Genomic DNA, 23,291 nt, shown 5'->3' on the forward strand with positions numbered 1-23,291 from the left:
GCGCGAGGGGATCTTTGTACCTGAGCCGTGCCAGTCATCGCCGACGGGCTGCGGCGATGACTGGATTGCGGGGAGTGTGAGATGGCCGTACGCGATCCTGCGATGACGGACGTGGCCCGCCTCGCCGGCGTCTCCCATCAGACGGTCTCACGAGTGCTGAACGGTCACCCGAACGTACGCGAGCAGACCAGGCTGCGCGTGCAGGCGGCCATCGCGGAGCTGGGCTACCGGCCGAACCGGGCGGCCCGCGCGTTGGTCACCGGTCGGTCGCAGGTGATCGGGGTGGTGGCTCAGAACACCACCCTCTACGGTCCGGCCTCCCTGCTGGCCGCGCTGGAGCAGACGGCTGCCGAGTCCGGTTTCGCGGTGAGCGTGGGCAGTGTGCGCGACCTCGACCACCGGTCGATCTCGGCGGTGGTGGAGCGGCACCTGGCCCACCGGGTCGCCGGCATCGTGGTGATCGCGCCCGTGGAGTCCGCAGGTGAGGCGCTGGAGCGGCTGCCCAAGGACGTGCCACTGGTGACCGTGGACGGGGATCCCCACCGGCCGATGCCGCTGGTGACCGTCGACCAGGCGGCCGGTGCCCGGGCCGCCACCCAGCACCTGCTCGACGCCGGCCACCGTACGGTCTGGCATGTCTCCGGTCCGTCCGACTGGTTCGACAGTGCGGGCCGGATCGAGGGCTGGCGGGAGGCTCTGACGTCGGCCGGCGCGGAGATCCCGCCGCTGGTGCCGGCGGACTGGTCCGCGGCGGCCGGCTACCGGTGCGGGCAGATGCTGGCCCGGATGCCCGATGTCACGGCTGTCTTCACCGCGAACGACCACCTGGCCCTCGGTGTGCTGCGGGCGCTGCACGAGCACGGCCGCCGGGTGCCGGACGACATCAGCGTGGTCGGCTTCGACGACGTGCCGGAGGCGGCCTACTTCATCCCGCCGCTGACCACCGTGCGACCGGACTTCGGCGCGGTGGCCCGGGCGAGCCTGGAGATGCTGCTCACCCAGATCGAGTCGGTGAGCGGTGGCGCCCTGCGCGAGACCATCGCCCCCACGCTCGTTGCCCGCCGAAGCGTCGCCCCACCTCCGCGTCGTTGACCCGCCCTGAAGGGTTGACCAAGAAGTTCTGGGCGGCAACCGCGTTGGACGCGACCAGAACTTCTTGATCACCCGGCCCACCCCGGGTCGGGGGGACGCCCGGGGTGGGGGAGGGGTCAGGTCGCGGTGCAGGTGGGGGTGCCGGAGGGTCCGGTGCCGGTGCCCTGGAAACCGAACTCCGTGCTACCGCCCGCGCCGACCTGGCCGTTGTAGCCGACATTGCTGAAGTTCACCGTCCCAGTGCTGCCGCTGGCCTGCGCGTTCCAGGTGCCGGTGACCGCCGCGCCGCCAGGCAGGGTGATCCGTACCGTCCAGCCACGGATCGCGGCACTGCCGGCGGTGACCCGGACGGTCGCCACGAAGCCACCGTTCCACGAGTTCAGCGACACCGACGCCGAGCAGGCGCCGCCGGCCGGCGGCGGCGGTGTGGTGGTCGGCGGCGGGTTGGTCGGGTTCGGTCCGCTGACGCTGTTCAGCGCGTTGAGCACCGAGGTGTACGCCGGCTTCTTGTTTCCGTTGCCGTCGAAGAGCAGCGGGTTGTCATCTCGCCAGGAGGCCGCGTCCCACACACCCCAGACCGTGATCCCGGTGCAGCGCGTCACGGCCAGGCAGGCCCGGGTCACCCGCTCGTAGATGCTCGCCTGGTTGGCGCCCTGGGCGACGTCCAGCTCGGTGATCTGCACGTCGACGCCGAGGTCGGCGAAGCGTTGCAGGTTGGCCTGGTAGTCGCTGGCGAGGGTGGTGCCGAGGTGGGACTGGAAGCCGACGCAGTCGATGGGTACGCCGCGTTGCTTGAAGTCGCGCACCATGTTGTAGATGCCTGTCGACTTCGCGTTGATGCCGTCGGTGTTGTAGTCGTTGTAGCAGAGCTTGGCGCCGGGGTCGGCCGCGCGGGCGGCCCGGAAGGCGGCCTCGATCCAGTCGTTGCCGGTGCGTTGCAGGTTCGAGTCCCGCCGCGCGCCGCTGCCACCGTCGGCGAACGCCTCGTTCACCACGTCCCACGAATGGATCTGCCCCCGGTAGTGGGTGGCTACCCGGGTGACATGGTTGATCGCCGCGTTACGCAGTGCGGTGCCGGACAGGTTCTGCGCCCAGCCGGGCTGTTGAGCGTGCCAGAGCAGGGTGTGGCCACGGACGGACATCCCGTTGGCCCGGGCGTGCGCGACGAGCCGGTCGCCCGCGCTGAAGCTGAACGAGTTCTGCTGGGGCTCGTTGGCGTACCACTTCATCTCGTTCTCGGCCACTATCGAGTTGAACTCACGATTGAGGATCGTGGCGTAGGCCGAGTTGGAGAGCTGGAATGAGTTGGTGGCGGCGCCGAAGTAGCGGCCGCTCTGCGCCGCCGCCGCGCCGAGGGTGCTGGCGGCGGCGTGGGCGGAGGGCGCGATAAGCGCGGTGGAGACGAGCAGCGCGGCAGCCGCCGCGCCGGACATCAGCATGGTACGCGGCCGGAGGCCCGCGATCCTGCCGCCGGTGGCTCTGAGTTTCATCGACGTGCCCTTTCGATGGTGGTGGTACCGGGTGCCGCCGCGGACCAGCTCCCACCGGTGGCAGCCCTGAACCGGCGTCCGGATCCGGGCACGGCGGGGCTGACCCGAACGCGGATCGCACGGGTCGCGCGGTGAGGTGAGATGTTCCGGTCCGCCAACAAACAGCGGTCGGTGCGTGTGACGCGGCGATCTGTGCCGTCGAGGCGTGCCCTTCCGCGCGGTGTGACTACGCGCGGCGTCTCGCGGATGCCGGCCCGGACAGTCGCCGGGCGGAGTCGGCGCGGTGGCCGCCTCGGCCCCGGTGACCGGTGACCTGGAACAGGAGTGTGCCCGTACTCCTCGCCCCGAAGCTAGCATGTTATCGATAACATGCTCAAGCGATGACTGTGGATGCGATGGCGGATCGGGACGACGACCGAGGCCGCCGGACAGGACCTGTGGTGGGTCCCGCCCAGCGGCCTCGGTGCCAGCGGGTCAGGCTCAGATGAAGCGCCAACGGTGGTCGCTCGCGCCGTTGTCGTCCCAGATCACGATCTGGGTGCCCTGGCTGGACGAGGCACCGGTGACGCCGAGGACCCGCCCGCCGTTTGCCGACTGGATCCGGAAGTAACCGTTCGCGGCGTACCGCAACCGCCACCTGTTGCTGGCCGCACCGTTGTCGGCCCACTGCACCACCCGGGCGCCGTTGGCGCTGCTGCCGTTCTCCACTCCCAGCACCTTGCCGCTGTTGGAGTTGCGCAGCCGCAGGTAGCCGCCGCTGTCCACGATCGCGGTCCAGAGGTGGTCGGCGGTGCCCGTGTCGCCCCACTGGATCACCAGGCCGCCGTCGGCGGTGGACATGTTCTGCACACCCAGCACCAGGCCGGTGGCCAGGTTCTGGATCCGGCGGGCACCGTTGGGCAGGAACCGCCATTGGTTGTCCGACGTGCCGTTGTCCGGATCCTGGACGACCCGGGCACCCTGGGCCGTGGAGCCGTTGAGGGTGGCGAGCAGCTTGCCGGTGTGTACGTTGCGGATCTTGTGGGACCCGTCGCCGACGTCCACGATCGTCCACCTGTGGTCCGCCGTGCCGGTGTCCGACCATTGCAGGACCTGCGCGTTGTCGGCTGTCGACATGTTCTGTACGCCGAGCACCTTGGCGCTGTGGGCGTTGCGGAACCGGACCGCGTTGCCGTCGACGACCAGCTGCCAGTCGTGGTCCGCCGTACCGTTGTCGCCCCACTGCAGTGCCGGCGCCCCGTCGGCTGTGGACATGTTCTCGATGCCGACCACCAGGCCACTCGCGGCGTTGGCGAGCCGGAACGTCGCAGTCGTACCGCCCGGGGACTGGCCGTTGGCGCTCCAGTAGACGGTGTAGTTGTGCCCGTGCGCGTCGTGGAACGGGCCCAGGTTGACAGTGGCGCCGTTGGCGGTGGCGGTGAAGGCCAATGCCGAGGTGCTGGTCCGGGTGACCGAGGTGGTGGCCAGGGCGGGCAGCGCGGAGAGCGCGGTGTTGCCGTAGTTGCCGGAGAGCACCGCCGGGCCGTAGGTCAGCGCCACCACGTTCGGGTCGTCGTTGGCCGCCTGCACGATCACCCGCATCGGCAGCCGTACGGTCACCGTGTCGCCGGAGGTCCAGGAGCGGGTGAGGGTCGCGTACGTGCCCGGGGTGGTGGTGATGTTCTGTGCGGTGCCGTTGACGCTCACCGTCGCGCCCTGCGTCCAGGCCGGGATGCGGATCCGCATCGTCCACGACCCGCCGACGCTGCCGGTGACGGTGAGGGTGGTGGTGTCACTGACCGGGTAGGTGGTGGTCTGGGTGACCGTGATGCCCCGTTGCGACCAGGTGAGCACCGAGGGCATGAACAGGTTGACCGTGAGCGTGCTGCCGTTGTGGAAGTAGATCGAGTCCATCAACGTGGTGTTGCTCTCCAGCCCGGTGCCCTGGCAGCACCAGAAGGAGTTGTAGTCGGTACTCCACGTGCCGCCGCCCCACGCCGGACCCACGCCCCGCCGCCCGCCGGGATTCAACGGCGTGAAGTAGGTGATGTGGCCGTGGTTGTCGGCCGGGTTCTGCGCCCCGATCAGGTGGTTGAGCAGCGCCCGCTCGTAGAAGTCGAAGTACGCCACCCGGTTCGGGTCGAGCAGCCACAACTCCCGGGTCAGCTTGAGCATGTTGTACGTGTTGCACGCCTCGCAGGTGTCGTTGCGCAGGTAGCCGGCGATGGCGTTGGGCGCCCGGAAGTGTTCGGCCTGGCTGTTGCCGCCGATGACATAGGTGTGCGCGTTGACTGTCATGTTCCACGCGTTGCTGGCGATGTCCCGGTACCGGGTGGTGCCGGTGGCCTTGAACTCGCGGGCCGCGCCGATCCACTTCGGCACCTGCGTGTTGGCGTGCAGCCCGTTGAGCTGGTCGGAGTTGGCCGCGAGCGGGTTGAACACCGCGTTGTGGTCGAACCGCTGGGCGGCGGTCAGCCACCTGGCGTCGCCGGTCTGCTGGTACAGGTCGGTCAGCACCGCGTTCATGCCGCCGAACTCGGTGCCGAGCATCGCCTGCATCTGGGCCGAGGTCAGTCGGCTGGTACGCCAGTCGACCCAGCCGGCGAACGCCAGCAGGACGTCGCGGGCCTGGTCGTTGCCGATGTACCGCCACACGTCGAGCAGCCCGGCAAGGGTCTTGTGGATGGCGTAGTACGGCACGTTGCCGTTGTTGAGCGTACGGTTCTCCACGGCTGTGAAGTCGGACTCGGGAAAGCCGCTGAGGTACCCGGTGTTGAAGCCGGCCGCGCCGTTGTTGGCCTGGCACTTGGCCAGCTCGGCGACCATGTAGTTGGCCTTGTCGCGGCAGGTGGTGTCGCCGAGTACGGCCCACAGGTACGACCAGGCGGTCAGGAAGTGCCCCTGGGAGTGGGTGCGGAACGGGAAGTTGGGTGCCTCCCAGCCACCGAGGGCCGCGGCGCCCGCGGTGGAGAGCCGGTGGTTGGCGCGGAAGTTGTAGAGCAGCCGGTTGACGTCGACGAAGCGCAGGTAGTTGACCGTACGGTTCTGGTTGTCCAGCCAGCGGCTGGCGGTCAACCGCACCTGGCCCGGATCGAAGGCGTAGGCGGAGACGCCGAGGTCCGGCCGCACCGGTGGGAGCGCCGCACTGGCGGTGCCGTTGGCCAGCGTGGGGCCGACGGCGGCGGCGACGGCGGCCGCGCCGGCGGCCCGGAGCACGTGTCGACGGTTGAGGGACGGGTGGGGCATCACGACCTCCGTGGTGGCATGGGGCAGCGCCGCCCGGCCCGGCGGGGTGGTGGCCGACGGGGCGGCGAGGACTGTGCGATGACGTCACTGCGCGGCGCGCGGCGACCTGACCCGGGGTTTCGCTGCGGCGGCCCGCGCCAAGCTCATCTATGTTATCGCTAACATACGTGGCTCATAATACGTTTGCAAGATGTCAAATCGACTGACGGTTGACCCGACTTGACCCTCGACCCGGTCGAGGCCGGACGGTGCCGGAGAGCAGGCGGCCGGAGTCCCGTATCGACAGCGGCCGCCCGGTCGACGGGGCGGGGGTCGGTGGGGTGGCGGCGAGTGGTGACCGGACGAGGCTGCCGGGTGCGTACTGGGTGTGGCTGGGCGGCACCGCGCTGAGTCTGGTCGGTGTCCAGGCGATGGCGTTCGCGATGGCCTGGGCCGCGGCCGGACAGGGCGCCCGCTTCGCCGCCCTGGTGCCGACCGCGATCGTGCTGCCCCGGGTGCTGCTCCTGGTGGTGGGCGGTGCGGTGGCCGACCGGTTCGGCGCCTGGCCCGTCCTGCTCGTCTCGGACGCGGCCATGATCGTGGTCACCGTGGCGTTGGCGGTCGCCGTCTGGTCGCCGCTCGATCCACGGCTACCGCTGCTGCTCGCCGCACTGGCCATCGGGACTGTGGACGCCTTCCAGCTGCCGAGTTCGGGTTCGATGCCGCGGCGACTGGTGCCGCCGGAGGCACTGGCCCGCGCGCTGTCGGCCCGCCAGCTCGCCGGGCAGTTCGCGCTCTTCGCGGGCCCGCCGCTGGGCGGCCTGATGCTCGGCCTGGCCGGGCTCGCCGGGGCGGCCCTGAGCAACACCGCGACCGCCCTGGTGATGCTGGCGGTGCTGCTGGCCGTCCGTCCCGCCGTCGGGTCGTCGCCCGCCGCCGGACGGGTGTCCCTGCCGCCGGTGTCGGCCGCGCTTGACGGTCTACGTGTCGCCTGGTCGGTGCCGGTGCTTCGGGCGGCGCTGTTGGTGACCGCCGTCGCCGCCGGATTCCTCCTTCCGGTCGGCACGCTGCTGGTGCCCCTGCTGGCCCGGCAGCGGGACTGGTCGCCGTCGGCCACCGGCGCGGTGGTCGCGGCGATGGCGCTGGGTACCGCCGCCGTCGCGGTGGTCGTCCTGCTGCGCGGCGCGTCCCGCCGTCCGGGCGTGCTGGCCGCTGTCGGTCTGCTGGTGGCCGCCGGCGGGGTCGCCGGGCTCGGGGCCGGACATGCCCAGTTGCCGGCAGTCCTGGCCGGGGTGGTCGTCGGTGTCGGCTCAGGGTGCTTCGCCACGCACGTCGGTCCGCTGGTGCTGGCCGCCACACCGCTCACCCACCTGGCCCGGGTGCAGGCCGTGCTGGTGCTCGTGCAGAGCCTGCCGTTGCTGGTGACGACAAACGCGTTGGGCCTCGTCGTGGAGGTCGCGCACGTCGCGGTGGTGCTGCACGGTTGCGCGGGCGTCCTCGCCGCGACCGGGCTGGCGGCGCTGGTGGTGCCGGCCCTGCACCGCTCGCGCACCGAAGCCGCCCCGCAGCTACCCGTCGCCAGAACATCTGACTAAAGTCAACAATCGTGGATCGTGCACTCGTGGACGTGGTGCGGCGCTTCAACCGCACGGTGACCCAGCGCGTCGGCGCGCTTGACGACAGCTATCTCGCCCGTGACCGGCCGCTCGCGCAGTCGCGGCTGCTCTGGGAGATCGGTCTCGACGGTGCCGAGGTGGCGGCGCTGCGGACCCGGCTGGATCTCGACGCCGGCTACCTCAGCCGGCTGTTGCGCACTCTGGAGGGGGCCGGCCTGGTGGTCGTCGGGTCCGGCGAGAGCGACGGACGGGTACGCACCGCGCGCCTCACGGAGGCCGGCCGCGCCGAGTGGGCACTGCTCGACGGCAGGTCCGACGACCTGGCCTGGGCGGTCCTCGCTCCGCTTACCGACGGCCAGCGGAGCCGGCTCACCGCCGCCATGGCCGAGGTCGAGCACCTGCTGATGGCGTCGCTCGTCGACATCGGACCCTGTCATCCGGGCGAGCCGCGCGCCCGGGCCTGCCTGCGGGCGTACGCACGGGAACTCGCCGCCCGGTTCGACTCGGGCTTCGACCCGGCCGGCAGCGGAGTAGACGATCACGAACTGGTGCCGCCGGCCGGACTCTTCCTGGTGGCCACCGTGGCAACCGAGGCGGTGGGCTGCGGCGCGGTGCGGTTGTTGCCGGGCGAGCCCGCCGAGATCAAACGGCTGTGGGTCTCGCCGTCGGTGCGCGGGCTCGGTGTCGGCCGCCGCCTGCTGAACGAGCTGGAACGGCACGCCGCGGCGGCCGGCGCGCGCAGCGTACGTCTGGACACCAACCGCACCCTCACCGAGGCGATGCGTCTCTACCGCGCCGAGGGCTACCAGGAGATCCCGCGTTACAACGACAACCCGTATGCCCACCACTGGTTCGCCAAGCCGCTGAACTGACCCGGTCCGTCTTGCCGCCAAGAAATGAATGGTGGTTCAATCCTTGGGTGGCGTACCGGAGCACCGAGCGGGTGAGGGCGCGGCTGACCGCCTCCCGTGAGCGGATCATCGACGCTGCCCTCGGTGTCCTGGCCGAGCACGGCTACGCCGGCTGCTCGGTGGCGGCCGTCGCCGCGCGGGCCGGGGTGGCCACCGGCAGCGTCTACCGGCACTTCCCGACCAAGGCCGACCTCTTCGCCGAGGTGTTCCGCACCGCCAGCCAGCGCGAGATCGACGCCGTCACCCGGGCCGCCGCTGCCGCCGAGGGCACCGCCGCCGCGCGGATCCAGGCGGTGATCGAGACCTTCGCCGGTCGGGCGCTGCGCTCCCCGAGGCTGGCGTACGCCCTGCTCGCCGAGCCGGTCGACCCGGCGGTGGAGGCGCAGCGGCTGGTCTTCCGGCGCGCCCACGCGACCCTGCTGGCCGGCTACATCGCCGAGGGGGTGGCCGGTGGTGAGCTGCCGCCACAGAACCCCGAGCTGACCTCCACGGCAGTGGTAGGCGCCCTGGCCGAGGCGATGGTGGGCCCACTTGCCGCAGGTGTCGCCGGCCCGGAGACCATCGGTGGCCTGGTCACCGTCATCCACCGCGCGTTGGGAGTTCCGTCGTGACCACACACGAGGTGTTCAACCAGGTTCCGCAGCTGGTCGGCCACGACACGGCGGACGAGCCCGCGCTGCTCGACGCCTTGGACCGGGAGGGTGCCGGCTGGGCAACGGCGGAGCTGCGCGAACTCGGCCGACTGGCCGGCACCGAACAGGCGGCCGAGCACGGCCGGCTGGCCAACGACCATCCGCCGGTGCTGCGCACCCACGACCGCTACGGCCACCGGATCGACGAGGTGGAGTTCCACCCCTCCTGGCACGAGTTGATGCGGACCGCCGTGGCGCACGGTCTGCACGCCGCGCCCTGGAACGACGAGCGGCCCGGCGCGCACGTGGCCCGGGCTGCGAAGTTCCACGTCTGGCGTCCCGACGCGGGTCACGGCTGCCCGATCTCGATGACGTACGCGGCGGTGCCGGCGCTGCGGCACGCCCCTGACCTGGCCGCTCGCTACGAGCCGCTGCTGACAGCCCGCAACTACGACTTCGGGCTGCGTGAGCCGGAGCGTAAGCAGGGACTGCTGGCCGGCATGTCGATGACGGAGAAACAGGGCGGGTCGGACGTGCGGGCGAACACCACCACGGCCCGCCCGGCACCCGACGGCAGCTACCGGCTGGTCGGGCACAAGTGGTTCACCTCCGCGCCGATGTGCGACCTCTTCCTCACCCTCGCCCAGGCGCCGGGTGGGCTGACCTGCTTCCTGGTCCCGCGCGTGCTGCCCGACGGCACCCGCAACGCGATGCGGCTGATGCGACTCAAGGACAAGCTCGGCAACCGCTCCAACGCCTCAAGCGAGGTGGAGTACGACGACGCGGTGGCCTGGCGCGTCGGTGACGAGGGCCGGGGCGTACGCACCATCATCGACATGGTGAACCTGACCCGCCTGGACTGCGTGATCGGCGCGGCGGCCGGCATGCGGCACGGGGTCGTCACCGCCGCGCACCACGCCGCCCACCGGCAGGCGTTCGGCAGGTACCTGGTGGACCAGCCGTTGATGCGCAACGTCCTGGCTGATCTGGCGGTGGAGTCGGAGGCCGCCACCGTGCTGATGATGCGCCTGGCCGGGGCGACGGACCGGTCCGCCCGGGGTGACGCGGCGGAGACGGCGTTCAAGCGGATCGCCCTCGCCGTGGGCAAGTACTGGGTCTGCAAGCGGTGGCCCGGCCACGCCGCGGAGGCCCTGGAATGCCTTGGCGGCAACGGGTACGTGGAGGAGTCCGGGATGCCGCGACTGTTCCGCGAATCGCCGCTCAACTCGATCTGGGAGGGTTCCGGGAACGTCGCCGCGCTGGACGTGCTGCGGGCGTTGGCCGGCCGGCCGGAGGTGATGGCGGCGTTCCAGGCGGAGGTGGAGGCTGCGGCGGGTGCCGACGCCCGGCTCGACGCCGCCGTCCGCCAGGTGCGGTCCGCGCTCGCCGATCCGGCCGATCTGGAGGTACGTGCCCGTCGGGTGGTCGAACAGTTGGCGCTGGTGCTGCAGGGCGCGTTGCTGGTGCGTCACGGTCATCCGGCCGTCGCCGACGCCTTCTGCGCGTCCCGGCTGGGCGGCGACCGGGGGCACGCGTACGGCACGTTGCCGGCCGGTGTCGACTTCGCCGCGATCATCGACCGGGCCACCCCGAAGGTGGGCTGACCGGTCCGGCGCCGCCACGGTGGGCGGCGGCGCCGGAGCCGGGGATCAGCAGTAGAGGTTCGCTCCGGCGGGCACCCCGAGGATGCCCACGAACTGCTGGTACCGGGTGACCCGACTCTGCACCTGGGCGGGGTTGCCGCCGTTGCACTCGATCGAGCCGTTGATGCTGCGGATGGTCTGCCCGAAACCGGCCCCGGTGACCATCGCGTGGTGCGCGGTCATCGTGCCGGGCCCGTTCTGCGTCATCCAGTACCAGATGGCGGTCTTCCAGGCCACGGCGGCGTCGTTCTGCACCAGCCACGGGTTGGTCAGCAGCGGCAACCCGAGGGCGTTGCCCGCCGCGTTGTAGTTGAAGTTCCAGCTCAGCTGGATCGGCCCACGCCCGTAGTACGCGGCCTGCCCGGCCGGGCAGCCGTACGACTGGCCGCTGTCGCAGTAGTGCGGGTAGTTCGCAGTGTTCTGCTCGACGATGTGCACCAGGCCGCCGGTCTCGTGGTAGACGTTCGCCAGGAAGGCCGCCGCCTCCTGACGCTGCACGGTGGCCCCGCCGGTGCGCGCGAACGCCGGGTAGGCGCTCAGCGCGTTGACCAGTCCGGAGTAGGTGTAGAAGCTGTTTCGGCCCGGGAACATCTGGTTGAACTGGGCCTCGCTGACCACGAAGGCACCCGGGTTGGTCGGTGGCGGGCTGCTGGTGGGCGGCGTGCCCGAGCAGGTGTACGGGTCCCAGTACCAGGTGCTGATGATCGGGTCGTAGCCGGGATTGTCATGTTCGGCGATGTAGTACTGGCCGTTGGTGTACCGCACGATGCTGCCGGCCGGGTACCAGGTGCCGGCGATCCAGTTCGGCTGGTTGCAGGTGCCGCCCGAGGGCGGCGGGGTGCTACCGCCGCAGGCACCGAGGTCCTGCCAGACGCCGGTGTTGCCGGGTGGAGCCTCGTTCTGGGTCCACCATTTCGCCTGGTAGTTGCGGCCGTTGTGGGAGGCCTGCATGCCTGAGGTGTAGACCGCGGCGGACTGCCACGGGGTGGCACAGGCTGCGGCGGAGGCGGCGGTCGACGGGATGACCGCCAGCAGCGCACCGGTGAGTGTCAGTGCCGCGAGCGCGGCCAGGGCGCGCAATCTCGACATGGGATCACTCCTATCCAGGGGAGCGGGACGTCGAAAGCCGGGACGCCCATCGACATCCGTGATGGTAACACCTACTGTTCGGAAACCTTACTATCAGTTCCGAGCAGTGAACCGGGCGTTGAGCCGGGCCGGTTGCTGTGGGATTCTTGGACGCCGATGCGTTGTCTCGCGTGTGAGTGACCGTCGCCCGATGGGCAACCGGGGCCGGCACGGCTCCGGGGGACGACGGCCGAAGACGGATTCGTCTCCGATCCACCGGCCCCGAGTCCGGCACGTCGGGCTCGGGGCCGGTGGATCTCCGCGTGACCAACGAAGGAAGATCATGCAGATCTCGGACAGGCACGGCGTTCGACCCCTGGACCCACCTCGGCGATCATCCCGACGCGCGCAGGCCCTTGTCGTGGCGGGCCTGCTGCTCGGCCCGGTGGCCCTGGTCGGCATCGACCAGCCCAGTGCCGCCGCCGCGACCAAGCCGGTGGAAGTGACAGTGAACGCGCGGGCCGGGTTGGCCACCGTGCCCGACACCGCCCTCGGCGTCAACCACGCCATCTGGGACTCGCAACTGGGCACCACCGAGACGTCGGACCTGCTGCGCGGGGCCGGCGTGCAGATGATGCGTTACCCCGGTGGTTCCTACGCCGACATCTACCACTGGGAGGACCACACCGCCCCCGGCGGCTACGTCGCCCCGGGCACCGACTTCGACACCTTCATGGCCGGCGTCCGGCGGGCCGGCGCCCAACCGATGATCATCGCGAACTACGGCACCGGCACCCCTGAGGAGGCGGCCGAGTGGGTCCGGTACGCGAACGTGACGAAGGGCTACGACGCCCGGTACTGGACGGTCGGCAACGAGAACTACGGCAACGGCCACTACGGCTCGGCGTGGGAGGCCGACCACCATCCGGACAAGAGCGCCACGTACTACGCGAACCTGGTGGTCGCGTACGCCGACGCGATGAAGGCCGTCGACCCGAGCATCAAGGTCGGCGCGGTGCTCACCATGCCGGCGAACTGGCCCGACGGGCTGACCGCCGGTGACGACCCGGGCCCGTGGAACCAGACAGTGCTGTCCATCGCCGGCCAGAAGATCGACTTCGTCGACGTGCACTGGTACCCGGGCGGCAGCGCCGCCGAGTCGCTGCCCCGGACCAGCCACATCACCGACGCGGTCCACCTGCTCCGGGAGCAGATCACCAGGTACGCCGGCCCGAACGCCGGTCGCATCGGCATCAGCCTCACCGAGGTGAACGTCACCTCACAGGGGATGACCAGCCAGCCGGCCGCGCTGTTCCTCGCCGACGCGTACAGCGGGCTGCTGGCCAACGGGGTGTTCACAGTGCACTGGTGGAACGTGCGCAACGGCATCGGGCAGGTGTCGACGGTGGCCGGGCAGACCGACTACGGCGACTTCGGCATGCTCTCCAGCGGCACCTGCACCTCGGACGGATCGGTCTGCGAGCCGCCGTTGAACACACCCTTCGCCGCCTACCACGGACTGTCCATGATGAGCCGCTTCGCCCGTACCGGCGACCAGTTCATCCGGGCGGGCAGCGACGAACCACTTGTCGCCGCACACGCGGTACGCCGGGCCAACGGCGAGGTCGCGGTGCTGCTGGTGAACCGGGACCCGGACAACGCCCGCGAGGTAAGCATCGACTATGCCGGCTTCGCCCCGTCGAGTGGGGAGCCGACGGTGCACACCCACACCAACGGGGCCACCGCCATCGCCACCAGCCGCTCCGGCAGCGCGACAAGTCGGACCCTGCCGCCGTACTCGCTGACCACGCTCGTGGTGCGTCCGGCCGCTTCGAGCACCGGGCAGCCCGGTGCTCCCGGGCAGCCCACCGCCAACGAGGTCACCGACCGGGCCGCGACGATCTCCTGGCCGGCCGCGACCCGCGGCGCGAGCCCGATCGCCAAGTACGAGGTGTACCGGCAGTACGGCGCGGTGAGCGAGCAGCTCGGCGAGACCTCGGGTACCTCGCTCACCGTCGACAACCTGGTGCCCGGTGGCAGGTACACGGTGAACGTGCTGACCCGGGACACGGCGGGCCGGGTCTCGTGGGCGTCGTCGCCGCTGAGCTTCACCACCGGCAGCCCGGCCAGCAGCACCTGCGGCGTCCGCTTCACCCGGACCACGGACTGGGGCAACGGCTACCTGGCGACCGTAGACATCACGAACAACGCGGACACCGCGATCGACGGCTGGACGCTCACCTGGACCTGGCCGACGACATGGCAGCGGGTGGGCAGCGGCTGGAGCGCGAACTGGGAGCAGGTCGGCAGCACCGTCCGGGTCACCGGCAACGACGACAACCGGCGGATACCCGCCGGGGGCACCACCAGCGCCGGCTTCGTCGGGGAGTACAGCGGACCGAACGTCACCCCTACGGCGTTCCGGCTCAACGGCGCGCTCTGCACCGTCAGCTGAGGCCGCAGGCGTCGCCGGTGGGGCCGACGTGCTCCACCGGCGACGCCGGGACTGGTGATTTTGCCGATGCGGTGCTGGCGGAGCGCCCCAAACACTGATCGCAGTCGATACAGCTCCAACCCAAGGGAGTATCCGACGTGCGATCTACCACCACCACCCGTCCCCGTTCCGTCCCCCTCCTGGCCCGGCTGGCGATGGCCGCCGTCGTGGCCGCCGGTGGCGTCGTCGCCACCTCGACCCCCGTCCAGGCCGCCAACCCGTACGAGCGGGGACCGGCACCGACGACCGCGATCCTGGAGGCCAGCCGGGGCCCCTTCGCGACCTCGTCGACATCCGTCTCCTCGCTGGTGAGCGGCTTCGGCGGCGGCGTCATCTACTACCCGACCACCACCACCGCCGGCACCTTCGGCGCGGTGGCCATCTCGCCCGGCTACACCGCATCCTGGTCGAGCCTGGACTGGCTGGGCCCGCGGATCGCCTCGCACGGTTTCGTGGTCATCGGCATCGATACCATCACCCGGCTGGACCAGCCGGCCAGTCGGGGCCGGCAACTGCTGGCCGCCCTGGACTACCTGACCGAGCGCAGTTCGGTGCGCGGCCGGATCGACGCGAGCCGGCTCGCCGTGGCCGGACACTCGATGGGCGGTGGGGGCAGTCTGGAGGCCGCCGCGAGCCGGCCGTCGTTGCAGGCCGCGGTGCCGCTGGCGCCGTGGAACCTGGACAAGAACTGGTCGAACCTGCGGGTGCCGACGCTCATCGTCGGTGGCGAGAACGACACGGTCGCCTCGGTCTCCTCGCACTCCGAGCCGTTCTACAACAGCATTCCGGCGTCGGCGGAGAAGGCGTACCTCGAACTCAACGGCGAGGGCCACTTCTTCCCCAACACGGTGAACACGCCCACCGCCAGGCAGATGGTGGCCTGGTTGAAGCGGTTCGTCGACGACGACACCCGGTACGAGCAGTTCCTCTGCCCGGGTCCGAGCGGTCTGGCGATCGAGGAGTACCGCAACACCTGCCCGCACTGAGGTCAACCGGAGCGGACGCGACGCGTCCGCTCCGGGTCGTCCGGCCGCCGGTCTTCCGTCCCGAGGACCGGCGGCCTTATATTGCATTGGCAGTGCAATAATGTTGGAGGTGGTGAGTGTCCGACCACACGGCTGACGGGCTGCGCGAGCTCGTCGCGACGTTCCTGCGGACGCACGACCCGAGAGGTGACCGCACCGGTTTCCTGCGCGCCCGCTTCGACGCCGGACTGGCCTGGGTGCATTTCCCGCCGGGCCGCGGTGGCCTGGGCGCACCGGCGCACCTTCAGGCGGTGGTGGACGACGCCTTCGCCGAGGCCGGCGCGCCGGACAACCGACCCCGGCGCAACAGCATCGGGCTCGGCATGGCCGCGCCCACCCTGCTGCGACACGCCAGCGAGGCCCAGTGCCGGCGCTGGCTGCGTCCGCTGTGGACCGGCGAGGAGGTGTGGTGCCAGTTGTTCAGCGAGCCCGAGGCCGGGTCCGACCTGGCGAGCGTGCGCACCCGGGCGGTGCCCGACGGTGCCGACTGGGTGGTCGACGGCCAGAAGGTGTGGACGTCGCTGGCCCACCTGGCGCGTTGGGCGATCCTGCTGGCCCGCACCGATCCGGACGCGCCGAAGCATCACGGCCTCACCTACTTCGTCTGCGACATGGCCGCGCCGGGGGTGCGGGTGCGTCCCCTGCGGCAGGCCACCGGCGAGGCGGAGTTCAACGAGGTCTTCCTGACCGGGGTCCGGATACCCGACAGTCACCGGGTCGGACAGGTCGGGCACGGTTGGGCTGTCGCCCGCACCACGCTGATGAACGAACGCGTCGCCATCGGTGGCCGTCCGTTGCCCCGGGAGGGCGGCATGGTCGGTGTGCTGGCCCGGCTCTGGCGGGACCGACCCGACCTGCGTACCGGCGGCCTGCACGAGGAGGTCCTGCACGCGTGGGTACGCGCCGAGGCCGCCCGGCTGGCCGCGTTGCGCCTGCGCCAACTGGTCGCCGCCGGCCAACCCGGCCCCGAGGGCTCGGCGGTGAAGCTGTCCTTCGCCGAGCTGAGCCAGCGGATCAGCGGTCTGGAGGTGGAGCTGCGTGGTGCCGAGGGGCTGCGGCACGACGACTGGACGATGCGTCGACCAGCCGAGCCCGACCTGCTCGGCCGCACCGCCACCTACCGCTACCTGCGCGCCCGGGGCAACTCCATCGAGGGCGGCACGTCGGAGATCCTGCGCACCATCATCGCCGAGCGGGTGCTCGGGCTCCCCGCCGAACCTCGGGTCGACAGGTGACCGACCTGCTCTACGACTCCGACGAGGAGGCGCTGCGCGGCAGCGTACGCGCGCTGTTGGCCGCGCACGCACCGTGGCAGCGGGTGCTGGCCGCCGTGGACACTGGTGAGCCGTACGACGCGGCGCTGTGGCGCCGGCTTGTCGACCAGGTGGGCGTGACAGGTCTGGCCGTGCCCGCCGAGCACGGCGGCGCCGGAGCCGGTTACCGCGAGGTCGCGGTGGTGCTCGAGGAACTGGGCCGGGCGGTCGCGCCGGTGCCCTTCCTGGGCGCTGTGGTGGCCACCCGGGCGTTGCTCGCCTGCGACGGGTCCGCCCTGCTGCGGCAGGTCGCCGCCGCCGAACGCGACGTGGCGTTGGCTGTCGGCTTCGCCACCGCGCCCGACGCGGCTTTCGATGCGGTCACTGTCGGCCCCGGGCCGACGCTGTGCGGCCGGGTGGTCGGCGTCGCCGACACCGCGCCGGGTGGCCTGCTGCTGGTCCCGACCGGCGACGGGTTGTACGCGGTGGACGCCGCCGAACCGGCGGTGCGGACGACTCCCGTGGTGTCGCTCGACGCCACCCGGCCGCTTGTCGATATCGACTTCACCGCCGCGCCCGCCCGCCGGCTCGCAACGGGCGAGCCGGCCGCCACAGCGGTGACCGCGGCGCTCACCGCGGGCGCGGCGCTGCTCGCCTCCGAGCAGCTCGGGGTGGCGCAGTGGTGTCTGGACACGACAGTGGCCTACGTGCGGCAGCGCCACCAGTTCGGCCGTCCGGTCGGCTCGTTCCAGGCGGTCAAGCACCGGCTGGCCGACCTCTGGGTGGAGCTGACCGAGGCCCGCGCGGTGGCCCGGCACGCCGCCGACCGGCTGGGTGACACCGGTACCGAGGCGGCGCTGGCAGCCGCGCTGGCGCAGGCGTACTGCGGCCCGGTTGCGGTCCGGGCGGCGGAGGTCTGCGTCCAGCTGCACGGCGGGCTGGGCTTCACCTGGGAGCACCCGGCCCATCTCTATCTCAAACGGGCGAAGAGCACCGCCATCGCCTTCGGCACCGCCGACCGGCACCGGGCCGCCCTGGCCCGGCTGGTCGACCTGCCCGGACCGGGCACCGTCGACGGCGTCACAGATCGCTGTACCGGCAGGTAACAACCAGGCATCGAGGGTGTTGACGAAACACGCGAGAAACGTACACTCCGAGTGTAATAAGTTGGCACGAGGTGAGGGGTGGGCTGATGGCGGACGGTCTCGCACTGCACCAGGTCGGCGTCCGCTTCGGCGGCCTCACCGCCCTCGACGACGTCTCGCTCGAGGTCGGGCCGGGTGAGGTGGTGGGGGTGATCGGCCCCAACGGGGCCGGCAAGACCACCCTGTTCAACGTGGTGTGCGGCTTCGTCACCGCGCACACCGGCACGTTGACCCTCGACGGCCGGCCCTTCCGACCACTACCGCACCGGCTGACCCGGCTGGGCATCGCCCGGACGTTGCAGGGCACCGGCCTGTTCGCCGGGCTCACCGTGCTGGAGAACGTGATGGCCGGCGCCACCCACTCCGCCCGTACCGGCCTGGTGCCGGCCCTGCTCGGGCTGCCCCGCAGCGACCGCGACGAGCGCCGGCTGCGCGAGCAGGCCCGCGCCGTCCTGGCCGACCTGGGCATCGACGCGTACGCCGACGCCGCGCCGGGCACCCTCCCGTTCGCGGTACGCCAGCGGGTCGCGCTGGCCCGCGCGCTGGCCGCCCGCCCCCGGCTGCTGCTGCTCGACGAGCCGGCCGGCGGCCTCGGCGCCGACGACGTGGACACCCTCGCCGAGCTGATCCGGCAGTTGCCGCACCGGGCCGCCGACCCCTGCGCGGTGCTGCTCGTGGAACACCACATGGACCTGGTCATGGCGGTCTGTGACCGGATCGTGGTACTCGACTTCGGGCGGGTCGTCGCCACCGGGCCGCCCGAGGCGGTCCGTGAGGATCCGGCGGTGGTGGACGCCTACCTCGGTGCCGCAGTCGACGAGGCCGCGTAGTGGGCGGCGATCTGCTCACCGCCGAAGCCCTGGCCGCCGGCTACGGGCCGGTGCCGGTGCTGCACAACGTGGACCTGCGGGTGCCCACCGGCACCATCGCCGCCGTCATCGGGGCCAACGGCGCCGGCAAGACCACCCTGCTGCGCGCCCTGTCGGGCATGCTGCGCCCGACCGCCGGGCGGATCGTCTTCGACGGCCGCGACCTGCGCGGCACCCCGGTCGAGCAACTCGTCCGGCGCGGCGTGGCGCACGTGCCGGAGGGGCGCGGCGTGATCGGCGAACTCACCGTGGCGGAGAACCTGCGCCTCGGCGCGCTGTGGCGGCGGGACCGGGCCGCCGCCGCGAGCGCCCTCGACGAGGTCTACCAGCTGTTCGAGCCGCTGGCCCGGCGTCGGCGCCACCTCGGCCACCAGCTCTCCGGCGGCGAGCGGCAGATGTTGGCGCTCGGTCGGGCACTGGTCGGCCGGCCCCGCCTGCTGCTGTTGGACGAACCGTCGCTCGGTCTGGCACCACGGGTGGTGGCCCAGACCATGGCGCTGCTGCGCCAACTGTGCGACGACACCGGGCTGACCGTGCTGCTCGTCGAGCAGAACGTGCGCAGCGCCCTGGCCGTCGCCGACCAGGGCATCGTGATGTCGCTCGGCCGGGTCGTCCTGGCCGCCCCGGCGGCCCGGCTGCGCGACGACGCCGAGCTGCGCCACGCCTACCTCGGATTCTGAACGCAAGGAGGACCGTGGACCGCTTCCTCTTTCTCACCTTCGACGGACTGTCGAGGGGCGCGGTCTACGCCGCGTTCGCCCTCGCCCTGGTACTGATCTGGCGGGCCGGTCGGATCGTCAACTTCGCCCAGGGCGCGATGGCGGTGGCCGCCGCGTACGTCGCGTACAGCGTCACCGCCGTGACCGGGTCGTACTGGCTCGGCTTCGGTGCGGCGCTGCTCGCCGGGCTGCTGCTCGGCGCGATCGTCGACGTCGCGGTGATGCGGCTTGTGGATCACCGGTCACCGCTCAACCCGGTGATCGTCGCACTCGGGCTGGTCCTGCTGATCCAGGCGGTCCTCGGCATGGTGTACGGAAACGAGTACCTACCCGCCCGCACGCCGTTCAGCCGGAGCGCGCTGGCGGTCGGCGGCACGCCGGTGCTCTCCCCGTACGACCTGTTCGTCTTCGCCACCGTCGGAGTGGTCGGCGCGGCCCTCGTCTGGATCTTCACCCGGACCGCGATCGGGCTGCGGATGCGGGCGGCGGCGTTCGCACCCGAGGTGTCCCGGCTGCTCGGTGTGAACGTCGGCGGCATGCTCACCCTCGGCTGGGCGTTGGCCTCGGGTGTCGGGGCGCTGGCCGCGATGCTGATCATCCCCACCGAGCTGGGTCTGCATCCACACGCGATGGACCTGGTCTTCGTCTCCGCGTTCACCGCAGCGGTGCTCGGCGGGCTGGACAGCCCGCCCGGGGCTGTCGTCGGTGGACTGGGGGTCGGGCTGCTGCTGTCCTACGTGAGCGGTTACGCCGGGGGCGACCTCATCCCGCTGGCGGTGCTCGCGCTGCTGCTGACGGTGCTGCTGCTGCGCCCCGGCGGACTGTTCGCCCCGGTCACCGCGAGGCGGGTGTGAGCGCCACCCGGGCGTCGGCGCCGCCCACCCGGCGCGCCGCCGTCGATTCCACAGGCCCCGGCCGGTCGCTGCCGACACTGGTCCGTCACCTCGCGGTCGCGGCCGGCGTCGCGCTGCTGGTGCTGATGGCCAGCTACCAGCTCGACTCGTTCCGCAACTTCCAACTGGCCACGGTGGCGGCCTACCTCTGCGCCACCGCCGGGCTGACCGTCCTCACCGGGCTCTGCGGCCAGCTCTCGCTGGGGCACGGTGCGCTGATGGCCACCGGCGCGTACACCCTCGCGTTGGTGCAGAACGCCTTCGCCGAGCGGGGCCTCACCGCCGGCGGGCTGCTCGTCGTGTCGCTGGTGGTGGCCGTGCTGGCCACCGTCGTCGTCGGCGCGGTCGTCGGGGTCGCCGCCGCCCGGTTGCGCGGGCCTTACCTGGCCGGTCTCACCCTGGCGGTGGCGGTGGTGGTGCCGGCGCTTACCGTCACCTTCGACGGCGTCTTCAACGGTGAGCAGGGCCTGGCGGTGCCGGTGGCGCCCGCCCCGGCCGGGCTGGGCAGCTACTTCCCGCACGAGCGGTGGCAGCTCTGGGTGGCCACCGCGGCGACCCTGCTCTGCCTGGTGCTGCTGGCGAACCTGGTCCGCAGCAGGTACGGCCGCTGCTTCCGGGCGGTACGCGACGACGAGGTGGCCGCCGGCCTGGCCGGCATCCACGTGGCGCGTACCCAGGTCATCGCGTTCGTGATCAGCGCGGGCAGCGCCGGCCTCGGCGGGGCCCTGCTGGCGGTGCTCGCGCAGAGCGTGTCACCTGGCGCGTTCGGTCTGACGTTGTCGCTGTTCCTGCTGATGGCTGTGGTCATCGGCGGTCTCGGTCGACTCGCCGGGGCGGTCTGGGGTGCCTTCCTGCTGGTCGCCCTGCCCGACCTGACGCACTCGCTTACCAACCTGTTCACCCTCTCGCCGGCGACGGCGCAACGGCTGGAGGGCAACCTGCCGCTGGCGATCTTCGGCAGCACGTTGATCGCAGTCATGATCGTCGCCCCCGGCGGCGTTCAGGGGCTGCTGTCCCGGCTGACCCGGGCGTTGCGCGCCCGCTGGCCGGCCGGGCGGTCGTGACCGTTCCACCCGCTCACCCCAACCACCCATCTCGCACAACCGGACCGATGAAAGGTCGGTGTCCCATGCGAACCACGGCACGGCGCGGTCTCGTGATCGCCACCACCCTCACCCTGCTGCTCAGCTCCACCGCCTGTGGATCCGACGACGGACCCGGATCGGGCGCGCCGGTGCCCGGCGTCACCGACACGGAGATCATCGTCGGCACCCACATGCCGCTCACCGGTCCGGCGTCCGCCGGCTACTCGAAGATCGCCCCGGCGACGAAGGCGTACTTCGACTACGTCAACGCCAACGGCGGCGTGCACGGTCGCACCATCACCTACAAGATCATGGACGACGGCTACAACCCCGCCACCACCCAACAGGTCGTCCGCCAACTCGTGTTGCAGGACAAGGTCTTCGCCATCCTCAACGGGCTCGGCACGCCGACCCACACCGGCGTGCTGGACTTCCTGCACACCAACCGGGTGCCCGACCTCTTCGTCGCCTCCGGCAGCCGTAGCTGGGACCAGCCCGACCGCTACCCGAACACCTTCGGCTTCAACCCGGACTACACGGTCGAGGGCAAGATCCTGGCGAACCACGTGAAGACCACCCTGCCTGATCGCAAGGTCTGCTTCCTCGGGCAGGCCGACGACTTCGGCCGGGACGCGCTGGCCGGCGTGGAGAAGGTGCTCGGTGCCGACGGCGTGACCGACCGCCAGACCTACGTCACAAGCAACACGAACGTCGCGCCGCAGATCGGGGCGTTCAAGGCCGCCGGTTGCGAGGTGGTCATCCTGGCCACCGTGCCGGGCTTCACCGCGCTGTCCGTCGGCACCGCCGCCCGACTGGACTTCCGCCCGCAGTGGGTGGTGTCGAACGTGGGCGCCGACCATCCGACGCTGGCTCGGCAGCTCGGCGACGCCGCCGGGCTGCTGGAGGGCATGGTCGGGCTGAACTACCTGCCGATGCAGAACGACGCCGACGATCCGTGGATCCAGTTGTTCACCAAGGTCAACACGGAGCACAACGGCGGCGCGGAGTTCGACGGCAACACCGTCTACGGGATGGCTGTGGGCTACCTGTTCGTCCAGGTGCTGTTGGCCGCCGGCAAGGACCTCACCCGCGAGTCGCTTGTCGAGGCCGTCCGCAAGGGCGGTTACCAGGGACCCGGTGTCGCGCCGTTGCGGTTCTCCGGCACCGACCACTCCGGCTACGGCGGTGGCCGGCTGAGCCGGGTCGAGGGTGGCGAGCAGCGCTACTTCGGCCCGACCTACGAGACCGACGAGGCCGACGGACCCGTCAACGAGTACACCGCACCGCCGGTGGCGCCGCCCGCGAACGGCGTGCCGAGCGCCTGACCCGCCCGCCGGTACGCACCGCCCGGACCCGGACCCCGGGCGGTGCGTACCGGCGAGGTGCGCCGACCCTCGCCGGCCCGCCGCGACCCGCAGCGGACCGGGGCCCGCTCGACGAGGCTCGTCCGGGCAGGGTCTCAGAGAACGCCTAGACTCGGCTCGCACGAACGCGAGGCCAGGGGTGAGGGGGACGGCGGGGATGGTCAGTGCCGAGGCGGCCGGTCGGGTCGACGGGCGCACCGCCCGCGCCGAGCGCACCCGGGCGGCGATCGTCGAGGCGCATCTCACGCTCATCTCCGAGGGTGACCTGCGCCCGACAGGTGAACGCATCGCCGAGCGGGCCGGCATCTCCCTGCGGACGCTCTGGACCAACTTCAAGGACATGGAGACGCTCTTCGAGGCCAGTGGCGCGGAGCTGCTCCGCCAGCAGGACGCCGCGTGGCGGCCGATCTCGCCCGGGTTGCCGTTGGTGAAGCGGGTCGACGCGTTCTGCCGGCAGCGGGCGAAACTGCTGCAACTCATCGCGCCCTCGGCTCGGGCGGCGCAGATGCGCGAACCGGTCTCCGCCCAGTTGCGGCGCAACCGGCTCAAGCACATCGCCCGGGTACGCGACGAGGTCGAGCAACTGTTCGCCGAGGAGCTGGACCGCGCCGGGCCGGCGCGGGAACAGTTGGTAAACGCCGTGGTGGCGGCGAGCACCTGGCCGGCGTGGTCGACCCTGCGCGACGGTCTCGGGTTGGGCGTCGACGCCGCCCGGGCGGTGATGGCCCGCACCGTCGGCGCGCTGCTGGCCGAGCCGGTGGACCGCTGACCCGCGCCACTGTCGCCGG

The 23,291-nt window shown here is 71.6% G+C and carries 18 protein-coding genes; 15 read left to right on the forward strand and 3 right to left on the reverse strand.

Annotated elements, in window-relative coordinates:
- Positions 1–102: 102 nt before the first annotated feature.
- Entirely contained in the window at positions 103–1,092 is a 990-nt protein-coding gene (locus Van01_RS05150) for a LacI family DNA-binding transcriptional regulator (protein WP_199172344.1), read from the forward strand.
- 116 nt (positions 1,093–1,208) lie between these two features.
- Here Van01_RS05150 and Van01_RS05155 read toward each other — a convergent pair whose 3' ends face one another.
- On the reverse strand, positions 1,209–2,582 hold the full coding sequence (locus Van01_RS05155; RefSeq protein ID WP_204000963.1) for an endo-1,4-beta-xylanase: 1,374 nt from the start codon (positions 2,580–2,582) through the stop codon (positions 1,209–1,211).
- 480 nt (positions 2,583–3,062) lie between these two features.
- A complete protein-coding gene (locus Van01_RS05160; RefSeq protein ID WP_204000966.1) occupies positions 3,063–5,807 on the reverse strand; it encodes a beta-L-arabinofuranosidase domain-containing protein in 2,745 nt (914 codons plus the stop codon).
- Positions 5,808–6,055: 248 nt separating this feature from the next.
- Here Van01_RS05160 and Van01_RS05165 point away from each other — a divergent pair, with 248 nt between their 5' ends.
- Genes Van01_RS05165 through Van01_RS05180 form a run of 4 tightly spaced genes read left to right on the forward strand, consistent with a single transcriptional unit; the run spans position 6,056 to position 10,549 of the window.
- Positions 6,056–7,381, forward strand: a complete 1,326-nt coding sequence (locus Van01_RS05165) for an MFS transporter (RefSeq protein ID WP_239098858.1) — start codon at positions 6,056–6,058, stop codon at positions 7,379–7,381.
- 11 nt (positions 7,382–7,392) lie between these two features.
- Positions 7,393–8,274 (forward strand): bifunctional helix-turn-helix transcriptional regulator/GNAT family N-acetyltransferase, encoded by an 882-nt coding sequence (locus tag Van01_RS05170; RefSeq protein WP_204000969.1) that lies wholly within the window; start codon positions 7,393–7,395, stop codon positions 8,272–8,274.
- A 47-nt stretch (positions 8,275–8,321) separates the two neighbouring features.
- A complete protein-coding gene (locus tag Van01_RS05175) occupies positions 8,322–8,924 on the forward strand; it encodes a TetR/AcrR family transcriptional regulator (protein WP_204000972.1) in 603 nt (200 codons plus the stop codon).
- Positions 8,921–10,549, forward strand: coding sequence for an isovaleryl-CoA dehydrogenase (locus tag Van01_RS05180; protein WP_204000976.1), 1,629 nt, complete (start codon positions 8,921–8,923; stop codon positions 10,547–10,549). The genes Van01_RS05175 and Van01_RS05180 overlap by 4 nt, the downstream gene beginning before the upstream one ends.
- 45 nt (positions 10,550–10,594) lie before the next feature.
- Here the strand turns inward: Van01_RS05180 and Van01_RS05185 are convergent, their stop codons facing one another.
- Positions 10,595–11,677 (reverse strand): glycoside hydrolase family 19 protein, encoded by a 1,083-nt coding sequence (locus Van01_RS05185; RefSeq protein ID WP_204000991.1) that lies wholly within the window; start codon positions 11,675–11,677, stop codon positions 10,595–10,597.
- Between the two features lie 400 nt (positions 11,678–12,077).
- Between Van01_RS05185 and Van01_RS05190 the strand changes: the two genes are divergently transcribed.
- The 10 genes from Van01_RS05190 to Van01_RS05235 all read left to right on the forward strand — a co-directional run bounded on the left by Van01_RS05190 (position 12,078) and on the right by Van01_RS05235 (position 23,272).
- Entirely contained in the window at positions 12,078–14,111 is a 2,034-nt protein-coding gene (locus Van01_RS05190; protein WP_239098859.1) for a cellulose binding domain-containing protein, read from the forward strand.
- A gap of 194 nt (positions 14,112–14,305) precedes the next feature.
- The gene (locus Van01_RS05195; RefSeq protein ID WP_204001940.1) at positions 14,306–15,136 is read left to right on the forward strand and encodes an alpha/beta hydrolase family protein; all 831 of its coding nucleotides are present in this window, start codon (positions 14,306–14,308) and stop codon (positions 15,134–15,136) included.
- Between the two features lie 116 nt (positions 15,137–15,252).
- Positions 15,253–16,410, forward strand: a complete 1,158-nt coding sequence (locus Van01_RS05200) for an acyl-CoA dehydrogenase family protein (protein WP_204001019.1) — start codon at positions 15,253–15,255, stop codon at positions 16,408–16,410.
- Positions 16,407–17,534 carry an acyl-CoA dehydrogenase family protein gene (locus Van01_RS05205; protein WP_204001021.1) on the forward strand — a complete coding sequence of 376 codons (1,128 nt, stop codon included), beginning with the start codon at positions 16,407–16,409 and terminating at the stop codon, positions 17,532–17,534. The genes Van01_RS05200 and Van01_RS05205 overlap by 4 nt, the downstream gene beginning before the upstream one ends.
- A gap of 86 nt (positions 17,535–17,620) precedes the next feature.
- Positions 17,621–18,403: an ABC transporter ATP-binding protein gene (locus Van01_RS05210; protein ID WP_204001024.1), complete on the forward strand. Its 783-nt coding sequence runs from the start codon at positions 17,621–17,623 to the stop codon at positions 18,401–18,403.
- Positions 18,403–19,122 (forward strand): ABC transporter ATP-binding protein, encoded by a 720-nt coding sequence (locus Van01_RS05215; RefSeq protein ID WP_204001027.1) that lies wholly within the window; start codon positions 18,403–18,405, stop codon positions 19,120–19,122. Before Van01_RS05210 ends, Van01_RS05215 begins: the two co-directional genes overlap by 1 nt.
- Before the next feature lie 14 nt (positions 19,123–19,136).
- Positions 19,137–20,015, forward strand: coding sequence for a branched-chain amino acid ABC transporter permease (locus Van01_RS05220; protein WP_204001030.1), 879 nt, complete (start codon positions 19,137–19,139; stop codon positions 20,013–20,015).
- Positions 20,012–21,118: a branched-chain amino acid ABC transporter permease gene (locus Van01_RS05225; RefSeq protein ID WP_239098860.1), complete on the forward strand. Its 1,107-nt coding sequence runs from the start codon at positions 20,012–20,014 to the stop codon at positions 21,116–21,118. Before Van01_RS05220 ends, Van01_RS05225 begins: the two co-directional genes overlap by 4 nt.
- Before the next feature lie 65 nt (positions 21,119–21,183).
- Complete coding sequence (locus Van01_RS05230; RefSeq protein ID WP_204001033.1) at positions 21,184–22,464, forward strand: ABC transporter substrate-binding protein; 1,281 nt, start codon at positions 21,184–21,186, stop codon at positions 22,462–22,464.
- A 196-nt stretch (positions 22,465–22,660) separates the two neighbouring features.
- The gene (locus Van01_RS05235; protein WP_204001047.1) at positions 22,661–23,272 is read left to right on the forward strand and encodes a TetR/AcrR family transcriptional regulator; all 612 of its coding nucleotides are present in this window, start codon (positions 22,661–22,663) and stop codon (positions 23,270–23,272) included.
- Positions 23,273–23,291: the final 19 nt, after the last annotated feature.

It is taken from the genome of Micromonospora andamanensis, assembly GCF_016863495.1.
GTDB classification, from domain to species: domain Bacteria; phylum Actinomycetota; class Actinomycetes; order Mycobacteriales; family Micromonosporaceae; genus Micromonospora; species Micromonospora andamanensis.

What these genes read in the sequence shown, in the direction of transcription:
- Van01_RS05150 (WP_199172344.1), top strand. Translation starts at nt 103, where the DNA reads ATGACGGACGTGGCCCGCCTCGCCGGCGTCTCCCATCAGACGGTCTCA.
- Van01_RS05155 (WP_204000963.1), bottom strand. Translation starts at nt 2,582, where the DNA reads ATGAAACTCAGAGCCACCGGCGGCAGGATCGCGGGCCTCCGGCCGCGT.
- Van01_RS05160 (WP_204000966.1), bottom strand. Translation starts at nt 5,807, where the DNA reads ATGCCCCACCCGTCCCTCAACCGTCGACACGTGCTCCGGGCCGCCGGC.
- Van01_RS05185 (WP_204000991.1), bottom strand. Translation starts at nt 11,677, where the DNA reads ATGTCGAGATTGCGCGCCCTGGCCGCGCTCGCGGCACTGACACTCACC.
- Van01_RS05195 (WP_204001940.1), top strand. Translation starts at nt 14,306, where the DNA reads ATGGCCGCCGTCGTGGCCGCCGGTGGCGTCGTCGCCACCTCGACCCCC.
- Van01_RS05210 (WP_204001024.1), top strand. Translation starts at nt 17,621, where the DNA reads ATGGCGGACGGTCTCGCACTGCACCAGGTCGGCGTCCGCTTCGGCGGC.
- Van01_RS05230 (WP_204001033.1), top strand. Translation starts at nt 21,184, where the DNA reads ATGCGAACCACGGCACGGCGCGGTCTCGTGATCGCCACCACCCTCACC.
- Van01_RS05235 (WP_204001047.1), top strand. Translation starts at nt 22,661, where the DNA reads ATGGTCAGTGCCGAGGCGGCCGGTCGGGTCGACGGGCGCACCGCCCGC.